This is a genomic window from Geobacillus sp. Y412MC52 (genome assembly GCF_000174795.2).
GTDB classification, from domain to species: Bacteria; Bacillota; Bacilli; order Bacillales; family Anoxybacillaceae; genus Geobacillus; species Geobacillus thermoleovorans.
Window position 1 is genome coordinate 3146025 of sequence record NC_014915.1, and the last position, 20480, is coordinate 3166504.

Genomic DNA, 20480 nt, shown 5'->3' on the forward strand with positions numbered 1-20480 from the left:
ATGTTGGTAATTTTCGCAATATATTTGCGCGCATTTTTCCCGACATCGCACTCCGAAATGTTGCTCATACTAACGATCAGGAGGTGAGCCACCGATGGCCCGGTTGAAAAAAAATCCATCTGAACGCGGCGTCAGCGCCGCAAGCGTCAAAGGAAACGCCGGCCCGACGGTCGAAGCCGACGGCGGCGGCAAGCGGACAAGCCAAAACCAGCAGTACAAAAAGCACAACATGCAAGGGGACTGACGCCCATGGCGTCAGCTCCCGCCTGTCATAGCTGCAAATATAGGGAAAAAACAAAGAGAGGACGCACGATCTGGAACGGCGTTTACCTCAAATGACCGCCCGACGCCCCGTGACATGCAACGGCGTTTGTCTGAAATCCAAAAAGGCTTGATGGCCGTTGCCGCTGGATGCCTGTCCCCTTCTGCGCCCGAACGCTCGGCGGCCGCCGGCGTTTTCCTCTGTTTTGCGCCCCTACTTGCGGAGGATGCCTTTTAAAACAAACGCCACGTTGGCCGGCCGTTCGGCGAGCCGGCGCATAAAATAGCCATACCAGTCCGTGCCGTACGGAACGTACACGCGCATCGTATATCCTTCGCGCGCCAGCTGCACTTGGCGCTCCGGGCGGATGCCGTACAGCATTTGGAATTCAAACTGGCTGTTGGGAATGTTGTATTCTTTGACGAGCTGCTTCGTATATTCGATGATGGCGTCGTCATGCGTCGCCACCGCCGTATAGTTGCCGTTTAGCAAATGCATTTTAATGATCTTCTTAAAGTTCTCATCGACATCTTTTTTATCCGGAAACGCCACCTCCGGCGATTCTTTGTACGCTCCTTTGACGAGCCGCAAGTTCGGGCGGTACGGCTTTAAATCTTCAATGTCTTGTTCCGTCCGGTACAAATACGCCTGCAGCACCGTGCCGACGTTGTCGTATTCTTTTTTCAACGTTTTAAAAATGTCCAGCGTCTTTTGGCAGCGCGAATAGTCTTCCATATCGATCGTCACAAACACGCCGCGCTGTTTTGCCGCATCCAAAATGCGGCGCATGTTGCGCATGACAAGCTCATCGGAAATATCAAGCCCCATCGATGTCATTTTCAGCGACAGCTGCGAGTTCAACTTCTCCCGGCTGATCGCCTCAATCGCCTCCAAGCAATGGCGCGCCATCTCATTCGCTTCCTGCTCATTGTCGACAAACTCACCCAAATAGTCGACCGTGACCGCCAATCCTTTTTCGTTCAGCTGGCGGATGACGCGCACCGCTTCCTCGATCGTTTCGCCGGCGACAAACCGTGAAGCGCCGAAGCGGAGGCCGTATCGTTTCGCCCATTTCGTCAATGTTTTATTTTTCGATAAGAACAGGAAAAAATCGCGCATCAACTGCTCCACTGTTGCAAGCCTCCTTGTATGGAAACGCATTCACCATTCTTATTGTACCATGTTTCAATTCAATTGAATATGTTTTTTCCCCACGGTTTATTTTTTATATGCGCATAATTTTCCACTCTCTGCACAATCTACAAGCGAACAACCGACGAAAGGAGCGAACAATGATGCAACAGCAACCACAAATGAACCCGCAGGCGGCGATGCCCGGGCCGCCGCAAATGGTGTCCACAAAAGACGCCATGTATTTTTCCGACATGATGTCGTGGAACTTGCTCGCGGCGAAAAAAGCGCACTTTTTCGCCTCGCAATGCCGAGACCCTGAAGTGGTGCAGGCGATTGAGCGCGCTGGACAGATGCATCAGCGCCATTACGACATGATTTTGCGCCATTTGCAAAACCCGCCGCAGCCGCCGGTGATGTGAAAGGAGCATTCCCGTTAGGAGCTTTTCCGGGGACTTGATCAAAAAAAGCCCTCTTGGTATGATGCAGGGGTGTCAAACACATCACTCACCATACCAAGGAGGACTTCAAATGAATTGTACACAAAATCAGAAAATCAATCAAGTCACCGAACAAACGCTTGTCGTGGGCATCGATATCGCGAAACGAACCCACTACGCCTGCTTCGTGGATGACCGGGGGCGTGTGCTTCGCAAATCGTTCCCGATCTTCCAGTCGAAAGAGGGCTTTCGCCAGCTGTATGAAGCGATTCAGGAGGCGATGCAAGCGTTCGGAAAGCCGCAGGTGATCGTCGCGGTGGAGCCGACCGGGCACTACTGGTTGAACCTGGCCTACTTCCTCGAGGAGCACGGGATCCCGTTGGTCATGGTCAACCCGGCGCATGTGTGCCGGTCGAAAGAACTCGATGACAACCTGCCGACGAAACATGACGCCAAAGACGCCCTAGTCATCGCCAGACTGGCGAAAGACGGACGATTCCTCGTCCCCCGGCTGCTGCACGAGATCGAAGCCGATTTGCGCGTCGGGAGCACGCTCAAAGAGAAGCTCCGCAAGGAACAGACGGCGGTGAAAAACGCGATCGTCCGCTGGACCGACCGATACTTTCCAGAGTTTTGGACGGTGTTTCGCGACCTGGGGAAAACGGCGCTTTCGGTGCTGGAGTGGACGCCGCTTCCGGCCGATATGGCCAGCCGATCCGCCGAGGAGCTCATCGAGGTGTACCGGCAAAGCGAAGGGCTGAAATGCCCGCAGAAGGCCAAAATTCAGGCGTTGATCGACGCCGCGAAGGACTCGATTGGGGTGACGGAAGGGACGACGATGGCCCGGTTTGAAATCGCCGCGCTCGTCCGCCGATACCGCCAATTGGAGGCTGAGATCGCCGCGTTGGACGCCGAGTTGAAGGCGTTGGTTCAAACGACGATGGAGTATCAATGGCTGAAAACGGTCGACGGGTTGGGAGACGCCACGATCATCGATCTGCTGGCGGAGATCGGCAGCTTCGCCCACTATCGGGACCCGCGTCAATTGGTGAAGTTGGCGGGCCTGACGCTCAAAGAGAACTCCTCCGGCCAGCGCAAAGGGCAAAAGCACATCTCCAAACGGGGACGGAAACGGCTGCGATCGGTGCTGTTTCGGGCGATGATTCCGCTGATCCGGCACAACGAGGCGTTTCGCGAGCTGCATGACTATTACACGACCCGCCCCGTCAATCCGCTGACCGGAAAGCAGTCCATCGTCGCATTATGCCGGAAGCTGTTGAATGTGCTGTTTGCGATTTGTACGAAGAAACAAGCCTTTGACGCGGAGCGAATGAAACAGGACGTCTTGTCCCAGGTGCAACGGGCGGCCTAAGGCCTCCCCCTGCGAACGGAAGAATCGTTGGACAACAGGATGACACCGGAGAAGCTGGCGTGATTTTATCCATTCGACCTTGAGTCCCCAAAGGAGCTTGGCCGGCCTCCGCCTGATGACGAGACCGAACGAGGGAATGTTGGCGCGAAGACGCCCGGAGACATGGGAGGGTTCGTCCTCATCAGCGACGCGGAGATCCAAAGGGTGCATCGAATACGCTTCTCCCCACGGAAGGAAAATATCCCCAGCCGTGGCCGCGAAGCGCACCCTAGGTCTGTAAGATATCCACAAAACTGAAAAAGGATGTAAGGGATTTTGTCGAAAAATATTTTTTGGACACCCCTGAGGGGCCGAAAAGCCTTGATAAATCAACATTTCTAGAGGGAGGAACGCCGCATGAACACGAAACAAGTGCAAAATCCGGAGATGCAAGTGCCGAAAACGCCGCAAATGAACGAGCGCGATTTTCTAAACGACATGTTGACGACGGAAAAATACATGACCTTGTCGTACAGCGTCTTTTTGCATGAAGCGAGCAACCAACCGTTATATCAAGATATGATGAATATTTTCACCGAAACGCAAAACTGTCAGCGCGACTTGTACAATTTGATGTTCAAAAAAGGATGGTACAAGCTTGAAGTCGCCGATCCGCAAAAGCTTCAGCAAACGTACCAGCAGTTCCAAGGGTATACGAATCAGCTCCCTTATCAACGAAATGCCATGCAATAACAAAACGAGGGGATGTCCGAACGGCAGAAGGACATCCTCTTTCTCCATCCGTTAAGAAGACAGGGCGCAGAAAGGGGAGAAAGGGGAGAAAGGGATGGCAGCGCCATCCGAATCAGTGTGGAGCATGCTGCAAACAGCGGACGTCCGCATCCGCGACACCGGGATCATTGAATAAGCATCCCTTCTTGTTCCACAGGGATGCTTATTCTTTCATGAATAGACGATTAATACCACCAGCCTGGATACGGCGGGTACGGCGGGTACGGGTAAAACGGACGCGGAGCCAACGCGCCGCCGAGCAGTCCGCCCAAGAAGCCGCCGACAAATGGGGCGCCAAACAACAATCCTGGAAATAGCATCGTTCCTTCTCCTTTCCCCAAAGCTAGAATACTAACTACACTTTATTCATATGCAACAACAAGAAAAGAGGGTGGGCCGTCCGCCCACCCCTTGCCGGTTTCTCACCACCAAATGGGGCCATACCACCACGGATAGAAAAACGGCGGAACCAATGCGCTCCCGAGCAAACCGCCTAAAAAGCCGCCGAAAAACGGAGCGCCAAAAAATGGAGCGCCGAAGAAAAATGGGCGCGGCCGCCAAAACCACCAGCCCCACGGCCGCCAAATGCGCTCATCCGCCACTTGGAGATGGCTCATCTTGCTTCCCCCCTTCCGCTTGCTTTAGTCCCACTGTATGCAGGAAAAACGCCCGCTGCTTAGGCCAGTACCTAGAAGGCTGGTGAAAAACGGCGATTTCTCCCAAATCATCGATCCGTGAATGCAAAGGAAGGCTTCTTTCTAAAAGATATTCTCATTAAAGGGAACTATCTCCTATTATTTCTAGTATATTCCAAAAACAAAAACAGGCGGCTGTCCGCCGCCCCCGCTTATAGAAGCTCCGTGCGCGCCTGTTCGTACAAACAGGCGATCGAATCGAACAAAATACGCACCGCCTCAGCCATTTCGTCTTCGCTCATCGAAAGAACCGGAATGAACGTCAACACCGGGCCGAGCGGACGGATGACAAGCCCCCTCCGGCGCGCTTCGAGGATGATCCGGTGCTCCACCATGGCCGCGCGCGGAAACACTTCTTTCGTTCTTCGGTCTTTCACGATTTCAATGCCGCACATCAAGCCTTTTTGCCGGATGTCGCCAACAATTGGAATTTCATACAACCGCTCAAGCCATTCGGCCAGCCGGCGCGCCTTCCGCTTGACGCTGTCAATCAAGCCGCGTTTTTCGATGAGCTCGATGTTTTTCAGCGCAACGGAACAAGTGAGCTGGTTTCCCGTGTACGTATGGCCGTGGTAAAACGTTTTGTCTTCGTCCACATCGCCGAGAAATGCCGCATAAATCTCTTCCGTGACCAGTGTGGCCGCGAGCGGCAAATATCCTCCCGTGATCCCTTTCCCAAGGCAGACAAGATCAGGCTGCACCTCTTCCTGCTCACAAGCGAACATGGTGCCGGTGCGGCCAAAGCCGACGGCGACCTCGTCGCAAATGAAGAGCACCCCATACCGGCGGCAAAGCCTTTCCACTCCTTTTAAAAACCCGCGCGGATGGACGATGATCCCCGCCGCTCCTTGCACAAGCGGCTCGATGACAACCGCGGCGATTTGATCGTGCTGCTCCTCAAGCACCCGTTCAAGCTCGCGCAAACAATAGCCGACGATCTCCTGCTCGCTTCCGTATTCGTCCATACGGTACACGTACGGCGACGGCACTTCGATCCGCTCAAACAAAAGCGGCGCAAAAATGCGGTGGAACGTTTCCATGCCGCCAACGCTCACCGCCCCGACCGTATCGCCGTGGTACGCTTCCTTCAACGAGACAAACTTGTTCTTCTTCGCATATTGGACCGGGTCGATGTTTTTCCAATACTGATAGGCGATCTTGAGCGCGATTTCCACCGCCGCCGCCCCGGTATCGGAATAAAACACTTTTGACATGTGCGGCCAATATTCAAGCAGCCGTTTGGCCAACAAAATCGACGGCACATTCGCCGAACCAAGCAATGTCGAATGGGCAATTTTCTCCAATTGCTCGCGAAGCGCCGCATTCAGCTCCGGATCGTTATGGCCGTGGACATTGACCCATAGCGACGCATAGCCGTCCAAGTACCGGTTGCCGTCGAAATCGTACAAATAGCTTCCTTGCCCGCGTTCAATGATCAAGGGGCGTTCTTTGGCATACTGCTTCATTTGCGTAAATGGATGCCAGACGTACTGCTTGTCCCACTGTTCCAATTGCTCGTAGCTATACGCCAACGCTAAGCACCTCCAGCAATTGTTTCGCCTTTCCTTGTTCGATCCAACGCTGAGCTAAGGTTTCCAGTTCCCGCCTTGAGACTGCAGGAAGGAGCGGCACGACCGCCAGCACCGGCAGCCGAAGCAAGGCGGCGATCGTTTCGACATTGTTTTGGTGGATGATCTCTTGCTCCTGAAACTGATTGAACATCAGGCCAAGCAGACGAATGCCTTGTGCGTTCGCATAGGCTGCCGTCGTCACCGCGTGATGAATCGCACCAAGGCTTGAGAGCGACACGAGAATCGCCGGCACCTCATAGTCGCGGACAAAATCGCTCGTCATATACCATCGTCCGTCGCGCTCGCACCACGGAACGGCCAACCCTCCCGCTCCTTCGACGAGCACCACATCATAGCGCTGCGTAAGCCATTCCAACCGTTCGGCCACCCTCTCTGGTTCGATGGACGTGCCGGTCAACTTCGCCGCTAAATGCGGCGACATCGCCGGTTCCATATAGTACATGCCTTCTGATGTCGGAATCTTCGCCACTCGTTCGTACCAATATTGTTCGGCAAACGACACCCCGTCTTCGGCCAGTCCAGTCTGAACCGGTTTAAACACGCCGACCTTCATCCCAAGCCGCTCCAGCGCCAACGCCACGATGGAAGTGACGACCGTTTTGCCGATTTCTGTTCCTGTTCCCGTCATGAAAATGGCGTTTCCCATTCTTATCCCCCCATCCCTCGAGTCATCATGATCGGTCGGACGCGCGGCCATACGCGCGCCGCCACGACGGAACAAACGGCGCAAAGCACGAGATCCCCCGGCACCGGAAGAAGAAAGCCGAACCATAGCGTTTGGCCGATGGAAAGCGGAGTCTCCGCGATCCATTTCATTGCTATGTACAGCCACGTGCAGCCAAACGCATACACGACGAACAATGCCGCCAAATTCGCCTTCCATATGTCCTGCGCTCTTGTCCATTGAAAGCGGTGCACAAGCGAGCCGCACGTATACGCTCCAGCAATGAAGCCAAGCAAGTACCCAAACGTCGGCTTCCAAATATAACCGAGCCCGCCTCCTTCCGCAAACACCGGTGCGCCCGCCAGCCCGATCAACACGTAAAGCATCTGGCTGAGCGCTCCTGTTCTTGGACCAAGCAGACATCCCGACAAATAGACTGCGGCGATTTGCAGCGTAAACGGCACATACGGCACCGGGATTTTGATGAATCCGCCGACCGCCGTCAACGCGGCAAAAAAGGCTGCCCAAACAAAGGAACGGATGTGCACGTTTCCCCTCCTCTCCAAATATTTGTTTCTATTGTGCCTGATATGTTTTTTATTTGTCAACTTTATTTTTATATAGGTTTACATTTAGACAAAAAATACGGAGCCCCCTAACACAGCAGGACTCCTTTTTTGGCGCGGCTCATTTCTCAAACAGACGGCGGAAGCAGTGGCCAACGCTCACCCTTCATCCTCCCACAAGTTAAGCAGGTTCATCCGTTCGCCGTCCGTTTTCGGCATCGCCAGCGATCCACTCTGCCTCTCCTCCTTTTCCAACAACGACGACAATAAGCGCACCGCCTCCGCAATATGCCTTCCTTTGTTCAACATGATGCATTGTGCCTGTTTTCCAAGAAAAACATCCGAGATTTCCGCGCGCGACGGAATTCCCTTTTTCGCCATTTGTTCAAGCACTTGCGTCGCCCAAATGACCGGGATGTGAGCCGCCCGGCATAGCGCCAAAACGTCGTTCTGTGCGGCCGCAAGATGTTCAAATCCGATCTCCAGGGCCAAATCGCCGCGCGCAATCATCACACCAAACGCCGGAAACTTCAATCCCTCAAGCAAGATGCGAACGAAGTTATGAAGCGCCGCCCGCGTTTCGATTTTCGCGATCACCGGGAGAGAACCAGCTCCTTGTTCGGCAAGCAAATGATAAAGCTTTCGCAGGTCATGAGGGGCCTGAACAAACGACAGCCCGACGATATCCGCCCATCTCGCGATGAACGGAATCCATTCAAGGTCGCGGTCGGTGAGCGGCGGAACCGTCAAATGGAGAAACGAATCGGGAAGATGGATGCCCGTTCCTTGCTTAATCGCTTTTCGCTTTCCGCCATCGGCAACGACTTTGGCCTCTACATGCCGCTCGTGCACTTTCACGACCCGCGCTGCAATTTGGCCGTCGTTCAAATAAAGGCGGTCTCCCGCCCGCACATTGCGCCACGCTTTCGCCAACGTCGTCGTCATTTTCACACCGCAGCCATTCTGCGCCTCCGCAAACGCAGCGTCATCGAAATAAATATACAGCGGTGTACCGACCGTGACAAACGCTTTCATTGGTATGAACAAAACAGAACATAGAGTGAAAGAAGCCGACCCGCGCCGCAGTTTCATCCCTTTTTGCACATAGGCCGTCCGCGAAAGAAGAACTTTAAAACAAGACGGCGCGATTTGTTCAGTGACCCGAAGTTTTCGTTTTTTTCCGCGCACATCGGTAAACAGCAGTTCATCCCCTTCTTCGACGGTCGCTCCGTCCTCAGCCGTCAACTGCCACAAGAATGAAACATCGCGGGGGAGCGGAGACGGCGGCGGGGAAGAAGAGAAGGAAATGAGGCCGAAGAGCGGCTCCATTGGCTCTCCATATAGATTTTTCTTCACAGAGAGCTTCATCGGCCCCGCGTTGACTGCCAAGCGGTCGACCCGGATTTTTGGCCCCGGCAGATCCATGTAAATGCGGCATCGCCTCCCCTGCAGCTGTTGCTCCAACTGCTTCTCGGCTTGACGAATGATGGCCACGAGCGCCTCCCACGTTTCCGGAGAACCGTAGGCGCAGTTGATGCGGGCGATGTCCATGCCATAAAGAAGCAGCCGCTCGATCAGCCCCGGCTCATCCACCCATGCCTCGTCCATCGTCACCATAATGCGTGTCGGCCGAACAGAACTTGGGCTTCCGAACACTGCCTCCGCCCGTTTATGAAGCAACTGTTTCGCTTCCTTTCTTGTCATCTTTCGAAGCTCCCATCCGCCATCAACCCGCGTGCGCAAATAGGCCAAAACTCGTTCGATCGCGTCGATGAGATGAGCCTCTTGCCCCTCGAGCCGCCATCCGGCGTCTTCCATCGCTTCACGCAAATCCGACGGCATATGCTCCCTCATATATAAGTAAGCAAGCAACTGATCCCGGCTCTCTTCATGGGATGGAAGAGGAAAATACTTCTGCTTTTGTCCCACCCACTCCGCCATCCCTCGGTAAAAGTCGGCCAAGCGGGCGCCCAAATCTCGTTTGTCGTGCATCAGCGGCACCAACCCTTGTGAAAAATGCGGTTTTACTTTTATATATTCGCCGCCGCCCCAAATGAGGACAGAAAAAAACCGGCGCCATTCGCCGGTTGAATGCGACAGAAACAAGAAGCCGCTTTTCGCTGTATTATTTTTGCACAACCATTTTCATCCCGCACTGGCAAAGCAACGAATGTTTCAGCCGCCGCAACGGCTGACCGCACTGTTCACAAACGGCCGGTTTATTCACGCGTTTCCTCCCCTTTGCTGCGTGTTTGGTATCTATTATACACCCATGATTATTTAAAGTAAATACAAAATGATAATAATTATAAATAATGAGCAGATCATTTGGACTCTTTTTCCATTTGTGATAAGGTAATAATAGTGCCAATATTCAAAAGAAGGAGGCGGTCACGATGTACGACATCGCCATCATCGGCGCCGGGCCTGCGGGGGCAAGCGCTGCGATTTTCGCCGCCAAAGCCGGGAAGAAAACGGTCTTGTTTGACAGCGACAAAGGCATGACAAAGCGCGCTTGGGTGGAAAACCATTACGGGGTTCCGGAAATCAGCGGCCCGGAATTGGTGGAAACCGGGAAAAAGCAAGCCGCAAAATTCGGGGCGGAATTGGTGGAAACGCAAGTGACAAATGTGCAAAAAACAGACGGGGGATTCCGCCTTGAAACGGAAACCGGATCCTATGAAGCGAAACACGTCATCTTCGCCACCGGCGTCGCCACGGATCTCGCGGAAAAAATCGGCCTGCGCACCAAACCGGGCACGGAGCCGCGCATTAAAACGGTCATTGACGTCGACGCCAATGGCAAAACGAACATCGACGGCATTTGGGCGGCAGGGACGGTGGCCGGCGTCAGCGTTCATACGATCATCACAGCGGGCGACGGGGCGAAAGTCGCCATCAACGTCATCAGCGAACTGAACGGCGAACGGTACGTTGATCACGATGTATTGAAAAAATAACAACGAAGGTGTCCCAAACAGCGGGACACCTTTTCTAATAGCGCCATGGAAACGGCCGGGACGCAAGATGACGGGCTGAAACGCCTGTTGCGTCGTCCCCGCATCGACATAGCGGCCCCGATCCATCCAAGGGCGCTTATTGTCCAATGCTCCGGTACTTCCCTTCAAAAAACAAGAGCGGGTCGCCCGGTTCGTCTTTCATCAAAATATCGGTCACTTCCCCAAAGTAAAGCGTATGATCGCCGGCCACGTACGTGCTGTGGACGTTGCATAAAATATTCGCCAACGCCTCCGGCAAAATCGGATGGCCGTTCACCCAATCAAACGAAACGGGGCGCTCTTCTTTCAACTGGCCGGCAAACAAGCGCGACAACTCCTCTTGATCGCGCCGCAAAATGTTGACGGCAAATTTCCCCGTTTGCTTGACAATGTCATGCATTCGCGCTTTATGGCCAATGGAGACGACGACAAGTTTCGGGTCGAGCGAAACGGACATAAACGCGTTCGCCGTCATTCCTTTCGCTTCCCCTTGAAATTCGGTCGTCACGACCGTCACGCCGGTCGCAAATTTTCCCATGGCTCTGCGAAATGTACGATCATCCATACGGTTCTCCCATCCTTCCCTTTTCGTCATCAGCCGCCCTGCGCCTTCCGCTGGCGGTTGGGCGGCTTTCCTTCTTGATGTTTCCCCACGACGGGCGCTTCGTCCGACATCTTGCCTCTATGGCTAGGCCCCATTCATGCCGAAATGAGGGTCAAATCTACCCCCATCATAGCAGAAATAGGGGAAAGAAACAACGACGATATACGGCTGTCATCGGCGGCACGCCGCTCCAAGGTACGCCTCTGCCACCCGCTCATCGGCAAGCAGCTCGGCGGCCTTTCCGTGCACCACGATGCTTCCCCGTTCCAACACATACGCCTCATCCGCTGTCTGCAGGGCGGCTCGCACGTTTTGCTCGACAAGAATCATGGCCGTCTGAAATTGATCGCAGAGCTGTGTCAGCATCCCCATCACTTCCTTGACCACAAGCGGCGCCAGCCCTAACGATGGTTCGTCAAGCAAGAGCAGCTTCGGTCTCGCCATCAGCCCGCGGGCGATCGCCAGCATTTGCTGTTCGCCGCCGCTTAATAGTCCTCCCGGACGGTCGAGCATCGTTTGCAGTTTCGGGAACAGTTCAAGCACCCGCTCATAGTCGCGCTTCACTTCCTGTCCGTCGCGGCGGTGGCGGCGGTACGCCCCCAGCAGCAAGTTATCCCTCACGGACAGGCTGTCAAAAATTTGCCGCCTCTCCGGCACAAGGCAAATACCTTTTTCAACAATTTGCTCCACCTTTCCGTATGGAAGCGGTTTATGTTCAAAAAGAATCTCCCCTTCGGTTGGAGCGTAGACGCCGGCAATCGTGCCGAGCAGCGTGCTTTTGCCCGCCCCGTTGGCGCCGACAATCGCCACGATTTCTCCTTGGCCGACGTGCAAATCGATTCCTTTCAATACGTGCAAATGGCCGTGGTAGACATGAACGTTGCGAAGCACGAGCATCAGACCGCCTCCTCTCCCAAATACGCCTTGAGGACATCAGGATGCCGCGCAATCTCTTCCGGCGCCCCTTCGGCGATTTTTTTGCCATAATCGAGGACAACGATCCGGTCCGCGATCGCCATCACCGTTTCCATATCATGTTCCACGAACAAAAAGGTAAAGCCTTGTTCCCTCATCGCCAGCAACACATCAACGAGCTGCTTTGATTCTTGCGGGTTCAGCCCGGCCATCGGTTCGTCAAGCAAAATGAGCGAAGGACGAGACACAGCCGCCCGAGCGATTTCCACGAGCCGCTGCATCCCATATGGCAGCGTGCCTGCCCGCTCCCAGGCGAGATGGGCCAAACCGACCTGCTCGAGGCAGGAAAACGCCTGTTTCTGCGCTTGCTTTTCTTCTTTCACCGTACGCGGCAGCCGAAAGCCGGCGCTGAGGATTCCGCTCTTCAACCGTGAATGAAATCCAACCATCACATTTTCCAATACTGTCATCTCGGCAAACAGCTGCAAGTTTTGAAACGTCCTTGTCATTCCCAGCATCGCCAACTCGTGCGGTTGTTTGCCGCTGACCATGGCTCCTTGAAAACGAACGAGACCACTCGTCGGCGGAATAATGCCGCTGATCATATTGAACAAGGTCGTTTTGCCCGCCCCGTTCGGCCCGATCACCGCGACGATTTCTTCTTTTTTCACGTGAAAGGACACGTTCTGCACCGCCTGAACGCCGCCAAACGACTTGGACAATTGCTCCACTTCGAGCAACACTGCGCTCATCCCCGCTCCCCTCCGATCGAACGCGCCTTATGCCTCTCAACTGTGGCTATCTGCTTCTCTTGACGTCCGCCCATTTCAAAAAAGCGCCGCATCCTCTTTTGCATCACACCCGTCAACCCGTTCGGCATATAAATCAACATGACCACCAACAACAAGCCAAAAAAGACAATTTCAAACTCTCCACCGGCATTCGGAAGCAACAGCGGGACAACGGCTTTGAGCCATTCTCCTAAACAAACATAGACGGCCGCGCCGACGAGCCCGCCCCACACATGGGCCGATCCACCGATCACCACCATAATCAAAAAGGAAATCGACGGGACGATGCCGAATAAGTCCGGATTGATAAACGTAACATAATGGGCGTATAAGCTCCCGGCAATCGAAGCGTAGACAGCGCTGAGCATAAAGATTTGCAGCTTGTATTTTGAAATGTTCACTCCAAGGGAGCTTGCCGCCACCTCGCTTCCATGAATCGCCCGCAGCGCCCTTCCGACCCGGGAGCGGACGATGTTGCGGGCAAACCATAACCCGGCCAGAACAAACAACGAAACGAGGTAGTAAAACTGGAGATCGCTTTGCAACGGAACCCCAGCTATACGGATCGGCGGAATGCCAAAAAAGCCATTTAACCCTCCCGTGATCTCTTTCCATTCCTTGAAAAATGTAAACATAATGACGCCAAAGCCTAACGTCGCCAACGCCAAATAATGCTCACGCAGCCGAAAAACTGGAATGCCGACCACAAGCGCCACCAATGCAGCCAAAACCGCGCCGGCAGCCAGCGCCAGCCAGGACGGCCATCCCGCATTCGCGGTCAAATAGGCGGACGCATAAGCGCCGATGCCGTAAAACGCCGCCTGACCGAGCGAAATTTGGCCCGCATATCCCATCAACAGCGTCATCCCTGTGCTCACGAGCGCGTACAGCCCGATGAGAATCAGAGTGCTTAGCACGTAGTTATTGCCGAAGACGAGCCAGGGGAGACCGAGCCAGACAGCTGCGCCGGCAAGCAAGGGCCATCGTTTCCTCCCATCCGCCATTTGTTGAACGCGCTCCATCCATCCGCCCCCCTTACACCCGTTTTCCTGTCATCTTGGCAAACAGCCCGTTCGGCATGAACAACAGCACAAGCAATAGCAGCCCAAAGCTGATCGCTTCTTTGTACCCCGAGGACAAGTATCCTTCCGCAAACGACTCAAGCAGCCCGACGAGAAACGCGCCGGCGATCGCCGCCGGGGCGTTCGTCAATCCCCCGACAACGGCGGCGATGAACGCCTTCAGCCCGATCATCATTCCCATATCATAAGACGCGCCCGAAATCGGGGCGATGACGATTCCCGCCAGCGCTCCAATACCGGCGCTGACGGCAATCGCGCCAAGCGACATTTTGCGGATGTCAATCCCCATCAACCGAGCGGCAAACGGGTTGATGACGCAGGCCGCCACCGCCTTGCCGATGTACGTTCGGTGAAAAAACAGATGCAAGGCGGCAAAACTTGCGAGCGAAATGACGATCGCCCAGACGCTTTGCCATTGGATGACCGCTCCAAACACCTCAAGCGCTCCATGGCCCGTAAAGGGGCGCAGCGCGTACGGATCCGTCCCCCAAACAAGCAAGGCGATACCGCGGAATACAAACGACGCCCCGATCGTAATGATAATGAGCACCGCGACAGGCGAACGGCGCGCCGGCTGAATCGCCAGCCGCTCAAACAACGCGCCGACGGCCATCACCGCAAGCATGCTCAAACCGATGGCCGCGGCAAACGGCACTCCGTTATTGACCAACGTAATGCAAAACAGCGCCCCCAACATAGCGAAATCGCCTTGAGCCAAATTTAAAATGCCGGTCACGCTGTACGTAATGACAAATCCGAGCGCCACGAGCGCGTAAATGCTGCCGACCGTCAGCCCGGAAAACAACAGCTGCACAAACTGGCTCCACGCTTCCATGCCCCGTCCCTCCTTCAACGGTTAGGTGGAACAAAAGGGAATTAGCGACCTCATTCCCTGTTTACTGCTCGGCGAGCACAAACTTTCCGTCTTGAATTTGCACCATCACCAAACTGTCGGCGTCAAGCCCTGTATGGTCGTCTTTCGACATATGGAAGACGCCCGAAATGCCGATAAATTTTCTTGTATTCTCCAGAACCGACCGTATTTTCTCTTGATCCGCGCCGCCCTCCTTGATCGCATTGACCAATAAATGGAACGCATCCCACGCATGTCCGCCAAACGTTGTCGGGGCATAGCCGTACGCTTTCTCAAACTGTTCTTTGTATTTTAGCAGCGTTTCTTTTTGCGGGTCGCTGTCCGGAAGCTGATCGGCCACTAAAATGCGCCCGGCAGGGAACCATACGCCGTTGGCCGCCTCCCCGGCCAAGTCGATAAAGCTTTTCGTGCCGATGCCGTGGCTTTCCACAATCGGCGCCTCAATGCCCAACTGGCGGATGTTTTTCGTGACGACCGCCGATTCCTGCGCCGTTCCCCATACGATAATGGCTTGCGGATTCGCTTTTTTCACCTTTGTCAACATCGCTTTCGCGTCATCGACCGTCGCCTCAAATTCCTCTTCGATGACGGCTTTCACCCCATATTCCGGGGCATAATGCACAAACTCTTCATGCCCGCTTGTTCCGTATGCATTGGCGACGTTCAGCCAAGCGACGTTCGTCCATCCTTTTTCCTTTAAAAAACCAAGCAGCTTCTGAATGACGATATTGTCCCCTTGAGCGGTTTTAAATGTCCAATGACGCGAGGATCCATCGCTTGGGTTGACGATTTGTTTGCTTGCGGCGAGGGAAATGTACGGAATGCCTGCTTTTTCAATGAGTGGAATCATGGCTAAGGAGTTGCCGCTGATCGTGCCGCCGATGATGGCCGTCGCTTTGTCTTGTTCGATGAGTTTTTTCGTGGATAATACGGCCTCGTTTTGGTTGGACTTGTCATCATAGGCAATCAGCTTAATTTTCTTTCCATCAATGCCGCCTTGCTTGTTCCATTGCTCAACGAGCATTTTGACCGTCTCCATCTCCGGTTTGCCAAGCGGGGCCGCCCCGCCGGAAGCCGAAAAAATGGCGCCAATTTTGATTTCATCCTCTCCTCCCGATGTCGCCGTCTTCCCACAGGCGGCAAGGAAAATGAGCAACAATGCCGCCATCAATAGAGACATTCCTTTTTTCATCTTTTTTGCCCCCTTTTATATTGACAACGCTTTCAAATCATCGTTCTCCCGCCAGGCCTCCACCCGGCGGAAGAAGATCAGCGCCGCCGCTTAAACGCTTCGGCGGTGTTGATTTTGTGTTGACGGACGTATTGTTCGATTTCATGCGGCGGCGCCTGTTCATGCAACAGACGGATGATCTCTCTATGTTCTTCGATCGATGCTTTCGCCCGCTGCGGGACAAACGTAAATCCGTACACGCGGATGCGCTTCATCCGCTGCCAAATTTGCTTGATTTGCTCTTCGAGGTAGGCGTTGCCGCAATGGGCGTAAATCAAGGAATGAAATTCATAGTTCAGCTCGCTGAACCGTTCCAGCTCCAGCTCTTCAAGCGCCTGCTCCATCCATTCGTTCAACCGCTCAAGCTCGTTGATCGCCTCCTTCGTCAAATTGGCGGAGCCAAGCGCGGTCGCATAGCCTTCCAGCACAGCCAACACCGACAGCGTCTCGATATATTCTTTCTCGTTGATGTTGCTCACAACGGCGCCTGTATACGGCTTAAATTCGACAAGCCCTTCCGCCTCGAGCTGGCGGATCGCCTCGCGCACCGGGATGCTGCTGAGTCCAAGCTCGCGGGCGATTTGATCGATGACGACGCGGTATCCCGGGCCATAGACGCCGTTTTCAATGCGGGAAAGAATATACTCGTAAGCCAATTGGGTTTTGTTTTTCGCTTTCGTTTCCATACGTTTATCATATACTAGATCATATACATTGACTAGTCGTTATGCCTGTTCGGCAGACAAGGCGGTCGGTTTCTCCCCCTTGCCGAACGCGGGGATCGGCGGATCGCCGACGGCGACGTGGACGACTTGCACTTCCGTATAGAAATCAAAGCTGTAATGCCCGCCTTCGCGGCCGATGCCGCTGTATTTCGTCCCGCCAAACGGGATGCGCAAATCGCGGACGTTCGGCGAGTTGACCCACGCCATCCCGCTTTCGATCGCTTGGGCGACGCGGTGGCCGCGCTTCATATCGTTCGTCCAGACGTATGCCGCCAGCCCGTATTTCACATCGTTCGCCAGCCGTATCGCCTCTTCTTCATCCGCAAAGGACATGACCGCCATGACCGGTCCGAAAATCTCTTCCTGCGCCACCCTCATGCCGTTATGGCAACCAAGCAGCAACGTTGGCGGCACAAAATTGCCTTTTTCCAATCCTGTTGGAACGCTGGGGGCATAGACGTCCGCCCCTTCTTGCTTGGCGATGTCAATATAGCGGTTCACCCTCTCCCAATGATCGCGGTGAATGAGCGGACCGAGTTCAGTCGCCGGGTTCATCGGGTCGCCGATGACGATGCGGTCGACGCGCTCTTTGAGCCGGGCGACAAATTCGTCGTAAATCGACTGTTCAAGCAAAAGCCGCGAGTTGGCCGTGCACCGTTCGCCATTGAGCGAAAACACGCCCCAAACCGCCGCATCGAGCGCCCGTTCGAGATCCGCATCGGCGAACACAATGAGCGGCGACTTGCCGCCGAGCTCCATCGATGTTTTTTTCAACGTCGCAGCGCTGTTGCGGATGATTTCCATGCCGGTCGTCGTCTCGCCGGTAAACGAGATGAGGCGCACATCCGGGTGGGCAACCAATGCGGCGCCCGCCGTTTCGCCAAACCCGTGCACGACGTTGAACACCCCGCGAGGCAGCCCGGCTTCATCGATGATTTCCGCCAGTTTATTCGCCGTCAACGGCGACCATTCGGCCGGCTTCAAGACGACGGTGTTGCCGGTCGCCAGCGCGGGAGCCACCTTCCACGTTTCCAGCATAAATGGCGTATTCCACGGCGTGATGAGCCCGGCGACGCCGACTGGTTTATAAACGGTATAGTTTAAAAACTGTCCATTCACATGGTACGCCTCGCCGACAAGGCGCGTCTTCACCATTTCCGCGTAAAAGCGGAAGTTTTCCGCCGCGCGGGCGGCTTGCTTTTTCGCCTGGCTGATCGGAATGCCGGTGTCAAGCGCTTCTAAATAGGCGATGTCGTCCGCATACTGCTCAATCAAGTCAGCAATGCGGAAAAGGTAACGAAGACGCCGTTCGACCGGCATTGTCCGCCACGGCCCGTGATCAAACGCCTCCTTTGCCGCCCGGACCGCTGCGTCGATGTCTTCTTTCCGCCCTTCGGCCACTTCGTTGATCCGTTCGTTCGTAAACGGATTGATGTTGTCAAAATACGCACCGGCTGCCCCTTCCATCAACTGCCCATTGATATAATGAAGCACTTTTGGTTGCACTGCCATTCGTTTCCCCCTCCCGCTATGTCCGATAACGCGCATGAATGTTGTTGTGTTTATACGTCCCCGCCTCGTTGAATTCATACAGCTCAAGCGACAGCGCCAAATAGCGTTTGGCGAACAGCGGGGCGAAATGGTCTTTCATCACGGCAAACAGCTCGTCGCCGACTTCTTTTTTCACCTGTTCCGGACGCCCGGCGCCGATTTTCAGCGTCCCGTGCACAAACGCATCGTCTTCGGCCCCATCAGCCACATAGTACTCGTCAAGCCGAATGGCGCGCGAGCGGATGCCGCCGACGGGAAACCAATCGCTCCGCTTGATCAACACGCGGTGAATTTTTCCAAGCAAGCCGCGAATATCGGCCTCTTCGCCGAGATTGGCCGTGTATTCCAAAATAAAGTGCGGCATCATTCCTCCTCCTTTGGCTAGACGATGTAATTGATCAGCCGGCCGATGCGTTCGATTTCGGCCACGACTTCATCGCCGGGCTGGACGTTCACCGCCCCTTTCGGCGTGCCGGTCAAAATCACGTCGCCAGGCGCGAGCGTCATGAATTCGGTGATGTACTCAAGCAAATACGGGATCGAAAAAATCATATCGCCCGTATATCCTTCCTGCGCAACCGCCCCATTGACATACGTCCGCAAACGAAGCGCCATCGGATCGCCGACTTCCTCATGGCTGACGATCCACGGGCCTAGCGGCGTCGTCCGGTCGCGGTTTTTGACGCGGAAATTCGGCCGGTAGTAATTTTCCAAGTAGTCGCGAACAGCGTAATCGTTGGCAATCGTGTAACCGAAAATGTAGTCGTACGCCCGTTCCGCTTTCACCCGGCTGGCCGGGCGGCCGATGACGACCGCGAGCTCGCATTCATAATGCATCATGTTGACCCCCTCCGGGCGAACAGTTCGGCCGCGATGGCCGATGAGCGTATTTTTCCCTTTGAAAAATAAAAGCGGCTCTTTCGGCGCAACAAAAGACAATTCGCCGGCATGCTCGGCATAATTCAATCCAAGCGCCACGATCACTCCCGGCTCCACCGGGGGAAGCCACATCACTTCAAGCTCCCCGACGATCGTTCCGTCCGGCAGGCGGAGGCGGCCATCGTCGAGCGGCTCGGCTTCGGTCACGATTCCGTTCCAGGCCACACGCGCCCGCCTCATCATTCATCGCCTCCTTGTTCCAGGGCGATTTCATTTTCCAACACACCGATCCTTTCGATTTCGATGCGCACCACATCTCCTGCTGTAACAAGCGGCGCATCGGCCGGCCAGCTGAAAAACAGCACATCGCCTGGGTAAAGGGTCATAAATTCGGTCACCTCAGCAAGCCATTGTTCGACTGGAAGGCGAAAGCGGCTCGGGTCTGCACGCTGGACGAGGCGCCCGTTGACGTATACGCGTGCGGTCAAGGATGACAGCGGCGACGCTTCCTCTTTCGGCACGATCCACGGGCCGACTGGGGCGAACCCGTCGCGCGCCTGCTCCTTCACCGCCGGGCGGTGCCGCTGCTCGTGTGGAATCGACAGATCATTCACGATCGTATAGCCGAATACAAAATCGAGCGCCTGCTCGCGCCGCACGCGCGCCGCCGTCCGCCCGATCACCAGCCCGAGCGCCGGAGCAGCCTGAAGATGCTTCACCCCACGAGGCAGAAGCACCGGACGCCGATGGGCGTTGATGGTGTTTGCCGGCTTCATATACAGCACCGGGCCTTCCGGCGGCTTTTCATACGGCGGGGCGTTCATCTCTTTTGACAGCGCCGCCCACTCCTTTCCATCATTCAGCGCCACCCCGTACATCGCCCCGCCAATAGGCGCGTCCCATTCCAATTCATCAATGCGGTGCGTCAGCCCGCCAAACGACACCGTCCCGCCGCGCGGATCCGCCTTTGCCTCAATCGTCCGCCTCATGCCGGCCAGGCGCAAGCGCACATTCGCCATCATGTATCCTCCTCATCTGTATCGATGCCATTTGAAGCTTTACCATTTGCAGCTTTACCGAGCATTTGATCGCGCTTTGGCGTGACGGAGGCAAGCCACAGGCTTGCCTTCGACAGTCAAAAATGGATGAGCCACTTTTCCGTCAAGGATATGTTAAACGATTTCGTTGCATCTAATATGCCTGTTGCCAGGCGTGTTGATGAACCAATCAAAACCAGTTGAGAAAGCATTGTTCCCGGCTTTTCTGCCGCCGTCGGCAAGCGGTTCGCTTGCCGACGGAGCGTGCAGCTGCATGGTGCTTTGTTTTCGGGAAGCAA

Annotated in this window: 23 protein-coding genes; 5 read left to right on the plus strand and 18 right to left on the minus strand. The window is 54.9% G+C overall.

What is annotated here, in order from left to right; all coding sequences use genetic code 11:
• Nucleotides 1-94: 94 nt before the first annotated feature.
• The gene (locus tag GYMC52_RS18960; protein WP_011232479.1) at nt 95-244 is read left to right on the plus strand and encodes a YuzL family protein; all 150 of its coding nucleotides are present in this window, start codon (nt 95-97) and stop codon (nt 242-244) included.
• A 231-nt stretch (nt 245-475) separates the two neighbouring features.
• Here the strand turns inward: GYMC52_RS18960 and GYMC52_RS15605 are convergent, their stop codons facing one another.
• On the minus strand, nt 476-1393 hold the full coding sequence (locus GYMC52_RS15605) for a proline dehydrogenase family protein (protein WP_013144294.1): 918 nt from the start codon (nt 1391-1393) through the stop codon (nt 476-478).
• Between the two features lie 164 nt (nt 1394-1557).
• Between GYMC52_RS15605 and GYMC52_RS15610 the strand changes: the two genes are divergently transcribed.
• From GYMC52_RS15610 to GYMC52_RS15620, 3 genes are all read left to right on the plus strand, one after another.
• Nucleotides 1558-1815 carry a hypothetical protein gene (locus GYMC52_RS15610; RefSeq protein WP_013524557.1) on the plus strand — a complete coding sequence of 86 codons (258 nt, stop codon included), beginning with the start codon at nt 1558-1560 and terminating at the stop codon, nt 1813-1815.
• A gap of 109 nt (nt 1816-1924) precedes the next feature.
• Nucleotides 1925-3205 (plus strand): IS110 family transposase, encoded by a 1281-nt coding sequence (locus tag GYMC52_RS15615; RefSeq protein ID WP_012820465.1) that lies wholly within the window; start codon nt 1925-1927, stop codon nt 3203-3205.
• 396 nt (nt 3206-3601) lie between these two features.
• Complete coding sequence (locus GYMC52_RS15620; RefSeq protein ID WP_013524558.1) at nt 3602-3937, plus strand: spore coat protein; 336 nt, start codon at nt 3602-3604, stop codon at nt 3935-3937.
• A 224-nt stretch (nt 3938-4161) separates the two neighbouring features.
• Here GYMC52_RS15620 and GYMC52_RS20230 read toward each other — a convergent pair whose 3' ends face one another.
• From GYMC52_RS20230 to GYMC52_RS15645, 6 genes are all read right to left on the minus strand, one after another.
• Complete coding sequence (locus GYMC52_RS20230) at nt 4162-4296, minus strand: hypothetical protein (RefSeq protein ID WP_011232483.1); 135 nt, start codon at nt 4294-4296, stop codon at nt 4162-4164.
• Nucleotides 4297-4398: 102 nt separating this feature from the next.
• Nucleotides 4399-4593: a hypothetical protein gene (locus tag GYMC52_RS15625; RefSeq protein ID WP_011232484.1), complete on the minus strand. Its 195-nt coding sequence runs from the start codon at nt 4591-4593 to the stop codon at nt 4399-4401.
• Between the two features lie 230 nt (nt 4594-4823).
• Nucleotides 4824-6203: an adenosylmethionine--8-amino-7-oxononanoate transaminase gene (gene bioA / locus GYMC52_RS15630; protein WP_013524559.1), complete on the minus strand. Its 1380-nt coding sequence runs from the start codon at nt 6201-6203 to the stop codon at nt 4824-4826.
• The gene (bioD, locus tag GYMC52_RS15635) at nt 6193-6909 is read right to left on the minus strand and encodes a dethiobiotin synthase (RefSeq protein ID WP_013524560.1); all 717 of its coding nucleotides are present in this window, start codon (nt 6907-6909) and stop codon (nt 6193-6195) included. Before bioD ends, bioA begins: the two co-directional genes overlap by 11 nt.
• A gap of 2 nt (nt 6910-6911) precedes the next feature.
• Nucleotides 6912-7475, minus strand: a complete 564-nt coding sequence (locus GYMC52_RS15640) for a biotin transporter BioY (RefSeq protein WP_013144290.1) — start codon at nt 7473-7475, stop codon at nt 6912-6914.
• Between the two features lie 177 nt (nt 7476-7652).
• Nucleotides 7653-9485: a pyruvate kinase gene (locus GYMC52_RS15645; protein WP_343203263.1), complete on the minus strand. Its 1833-nt coding sequence runs from the start codon at nt 9483-9485 to the stop codon at nt 7653-7655.
• Nucleotides 9486-9889: 404 nt separating this feature from the next.
• Here GYMC52_RS15645 and GYMC52_RS15650 point away from each other — a divergent pair, with 404 nt between their 5' ends.
• Entirely contained in the window at nt 9890-10453 is a 564-nt protein-coding gene (locus tag GYMC52_RS15650; protein ID WP_013144288.1) for an FAD-dependent oxidoreductase, read from the plus strand.
• Between the two features lie 136 nt (nt 10454-10589).
• Here the strand turns inward: GYMC52_RS15650 and GYMC52_RS15655 are convergent, their stop codons facing one another.
• The 11 genes from GYMC52_RS15655 to GYMC52_RS15705 all read right to left on the minus strand — a co-directional run bounded on the left by GYMC52_RS15655 (nt 10590) and on the right by GYMC52_RS15705 (nt 20163).
• The gene (locus GYMC52_RS15655) at nt 10590-11057 is read right to left on the minus strand and encodes a flavin reductase family protein (protein WP_013524562.1); all 468 of its coding nucleotides are present in this window, start codon (nt 11055-11057) and stop codon (nt 10590-10592) included.
• A 210-nt stretch (nt 11058-11267) separates the two neighbouring features.
• Nucleotides 11268-11993 carry an ABC transporter ATP-binding protein gene (locus tag GYMC52_RS15660; protein ID WP_013524563.1) on the minus strand — a complete coding sequence of 242 codons (726 nt, stop codon included), beginning with the start codon at nt 11991-11993 and terminating at the stop codon, nt 11268-11270.
• Nucleotides 11993-12763, minus strand: a complete 771-nt coding sequence (locus GYMC52_RS15665) for an ABC transporter ATP-binding protein (protein ID WP_013144285.1) — start codon at nt 12761-12763, stop codon at nt 11993-11995. Before GYMC52_RS15665 ends, GYMC52_RS15660 begins: the two co-directional genes overlap by 1 nt.
• On the minus strand, nt 12760-13824 hold the full coding sequence (locus tag GYMC52_RS15670; RefSeq protein ID WP_013524564.1) for a branched-chain amino acid ABC transporter permease: 1065 nt from the start codon (nt 13822-13824) through the stop codon (nt 12760-12762). The genes GYMC52_RS15665 and GYMC52_RS15670 overlap by 4 nt, the downstream gene beginning before the upstream one ends.
• A 13-nt stretch (nt 13825-13837) precedes the next feature.
• On the minus strand, nt 13838-14719 hold the full coding sequence (locus GYMC52_RS15675; protein WP_013524565.1) for a branched-chain amino acid ABC transporter permease: 882 nt from the start codon (nt 14717-14719) through the stop codon (nt 13838-13840).
• A gap of 61 nt (nt 14720-14780) precedes the next feature.
• A complete protein-coding gene (locus tag GYMC52_RS15680) occupies nt 14781-15950 on the minus strand; it encodes an ABC transporter substrate-binding protein (RefSeq protein WP_013524566.1) in 1170 nt (389 codons plus the stop codon).
• Nucleotides 15951-16027: 77 nt separating this feature from the next.
• On the minus strand, nt 16028-16675 hold the full coding sequence (locus tag GYMC52_RS15685) for a GntR family transcriptional regulator (protein ID WP_013524567.1): 648 nt from the start codon (nt 16673-16675) through the stop codon (nt 16028-16030).
• A 39-nt stretch (nt 16676-16714) separates the two neighbouring features.
• Nucleotides 16715-18226, minus strand: coding sequence for a 5-carboxymethyl-2-hydroxymuconate semialdehyde dehydrogenase (gene hpaE / locus GYMC52_RS15690; protein ID WP_013524568.1), 1512 nt, complete (start codon nt 18224-18226; stop codon nt 16715-16717).
• Nucleotides 18227-18242: 16 nt separating this feature from the next.
• Nucleotides 18243-18629: a 5-carboxymethyl-2-hydroxymuconate Delta-isomerase gene (locus GYMC52_RS15695; RefSeq protein ID WP_013144279.1), complete on the minus strand. Its 387-nt coding sequence runs from the start codon at nt 18627-18629 to the stop codon at nt 18243-18245.
• A gap of 17 nt (nt 18630-18646) precedes the next feature.
• On the minus strand, nt 18647-19387 hold the full coding sequence (locus tag GYMC52_RS15700; protein WP_013524569.1) for a fumarylacetoacetate hydrolase family protein: 741 nt from the start codon (nt 19385-19387) through the stop codon (nt 18647-18649).
• Nucleotides 19384-20163, minus strand: coding sequence for a fumarylacetoacetate hydrolase family protein (locus tag GYMC52_RS15705; RefSeq protein WP_013524570.1), 780 nt, complete (start codon nt 20161-20163; stop codon nt 19384-19386). Before GYMC52_RS15705 ends, GYMC52_RS15700 begins: the two co-directional genes overlap by 4 nt.
• Nucleotides 20164-20480 lie beyond the last annotated feature (317 nt).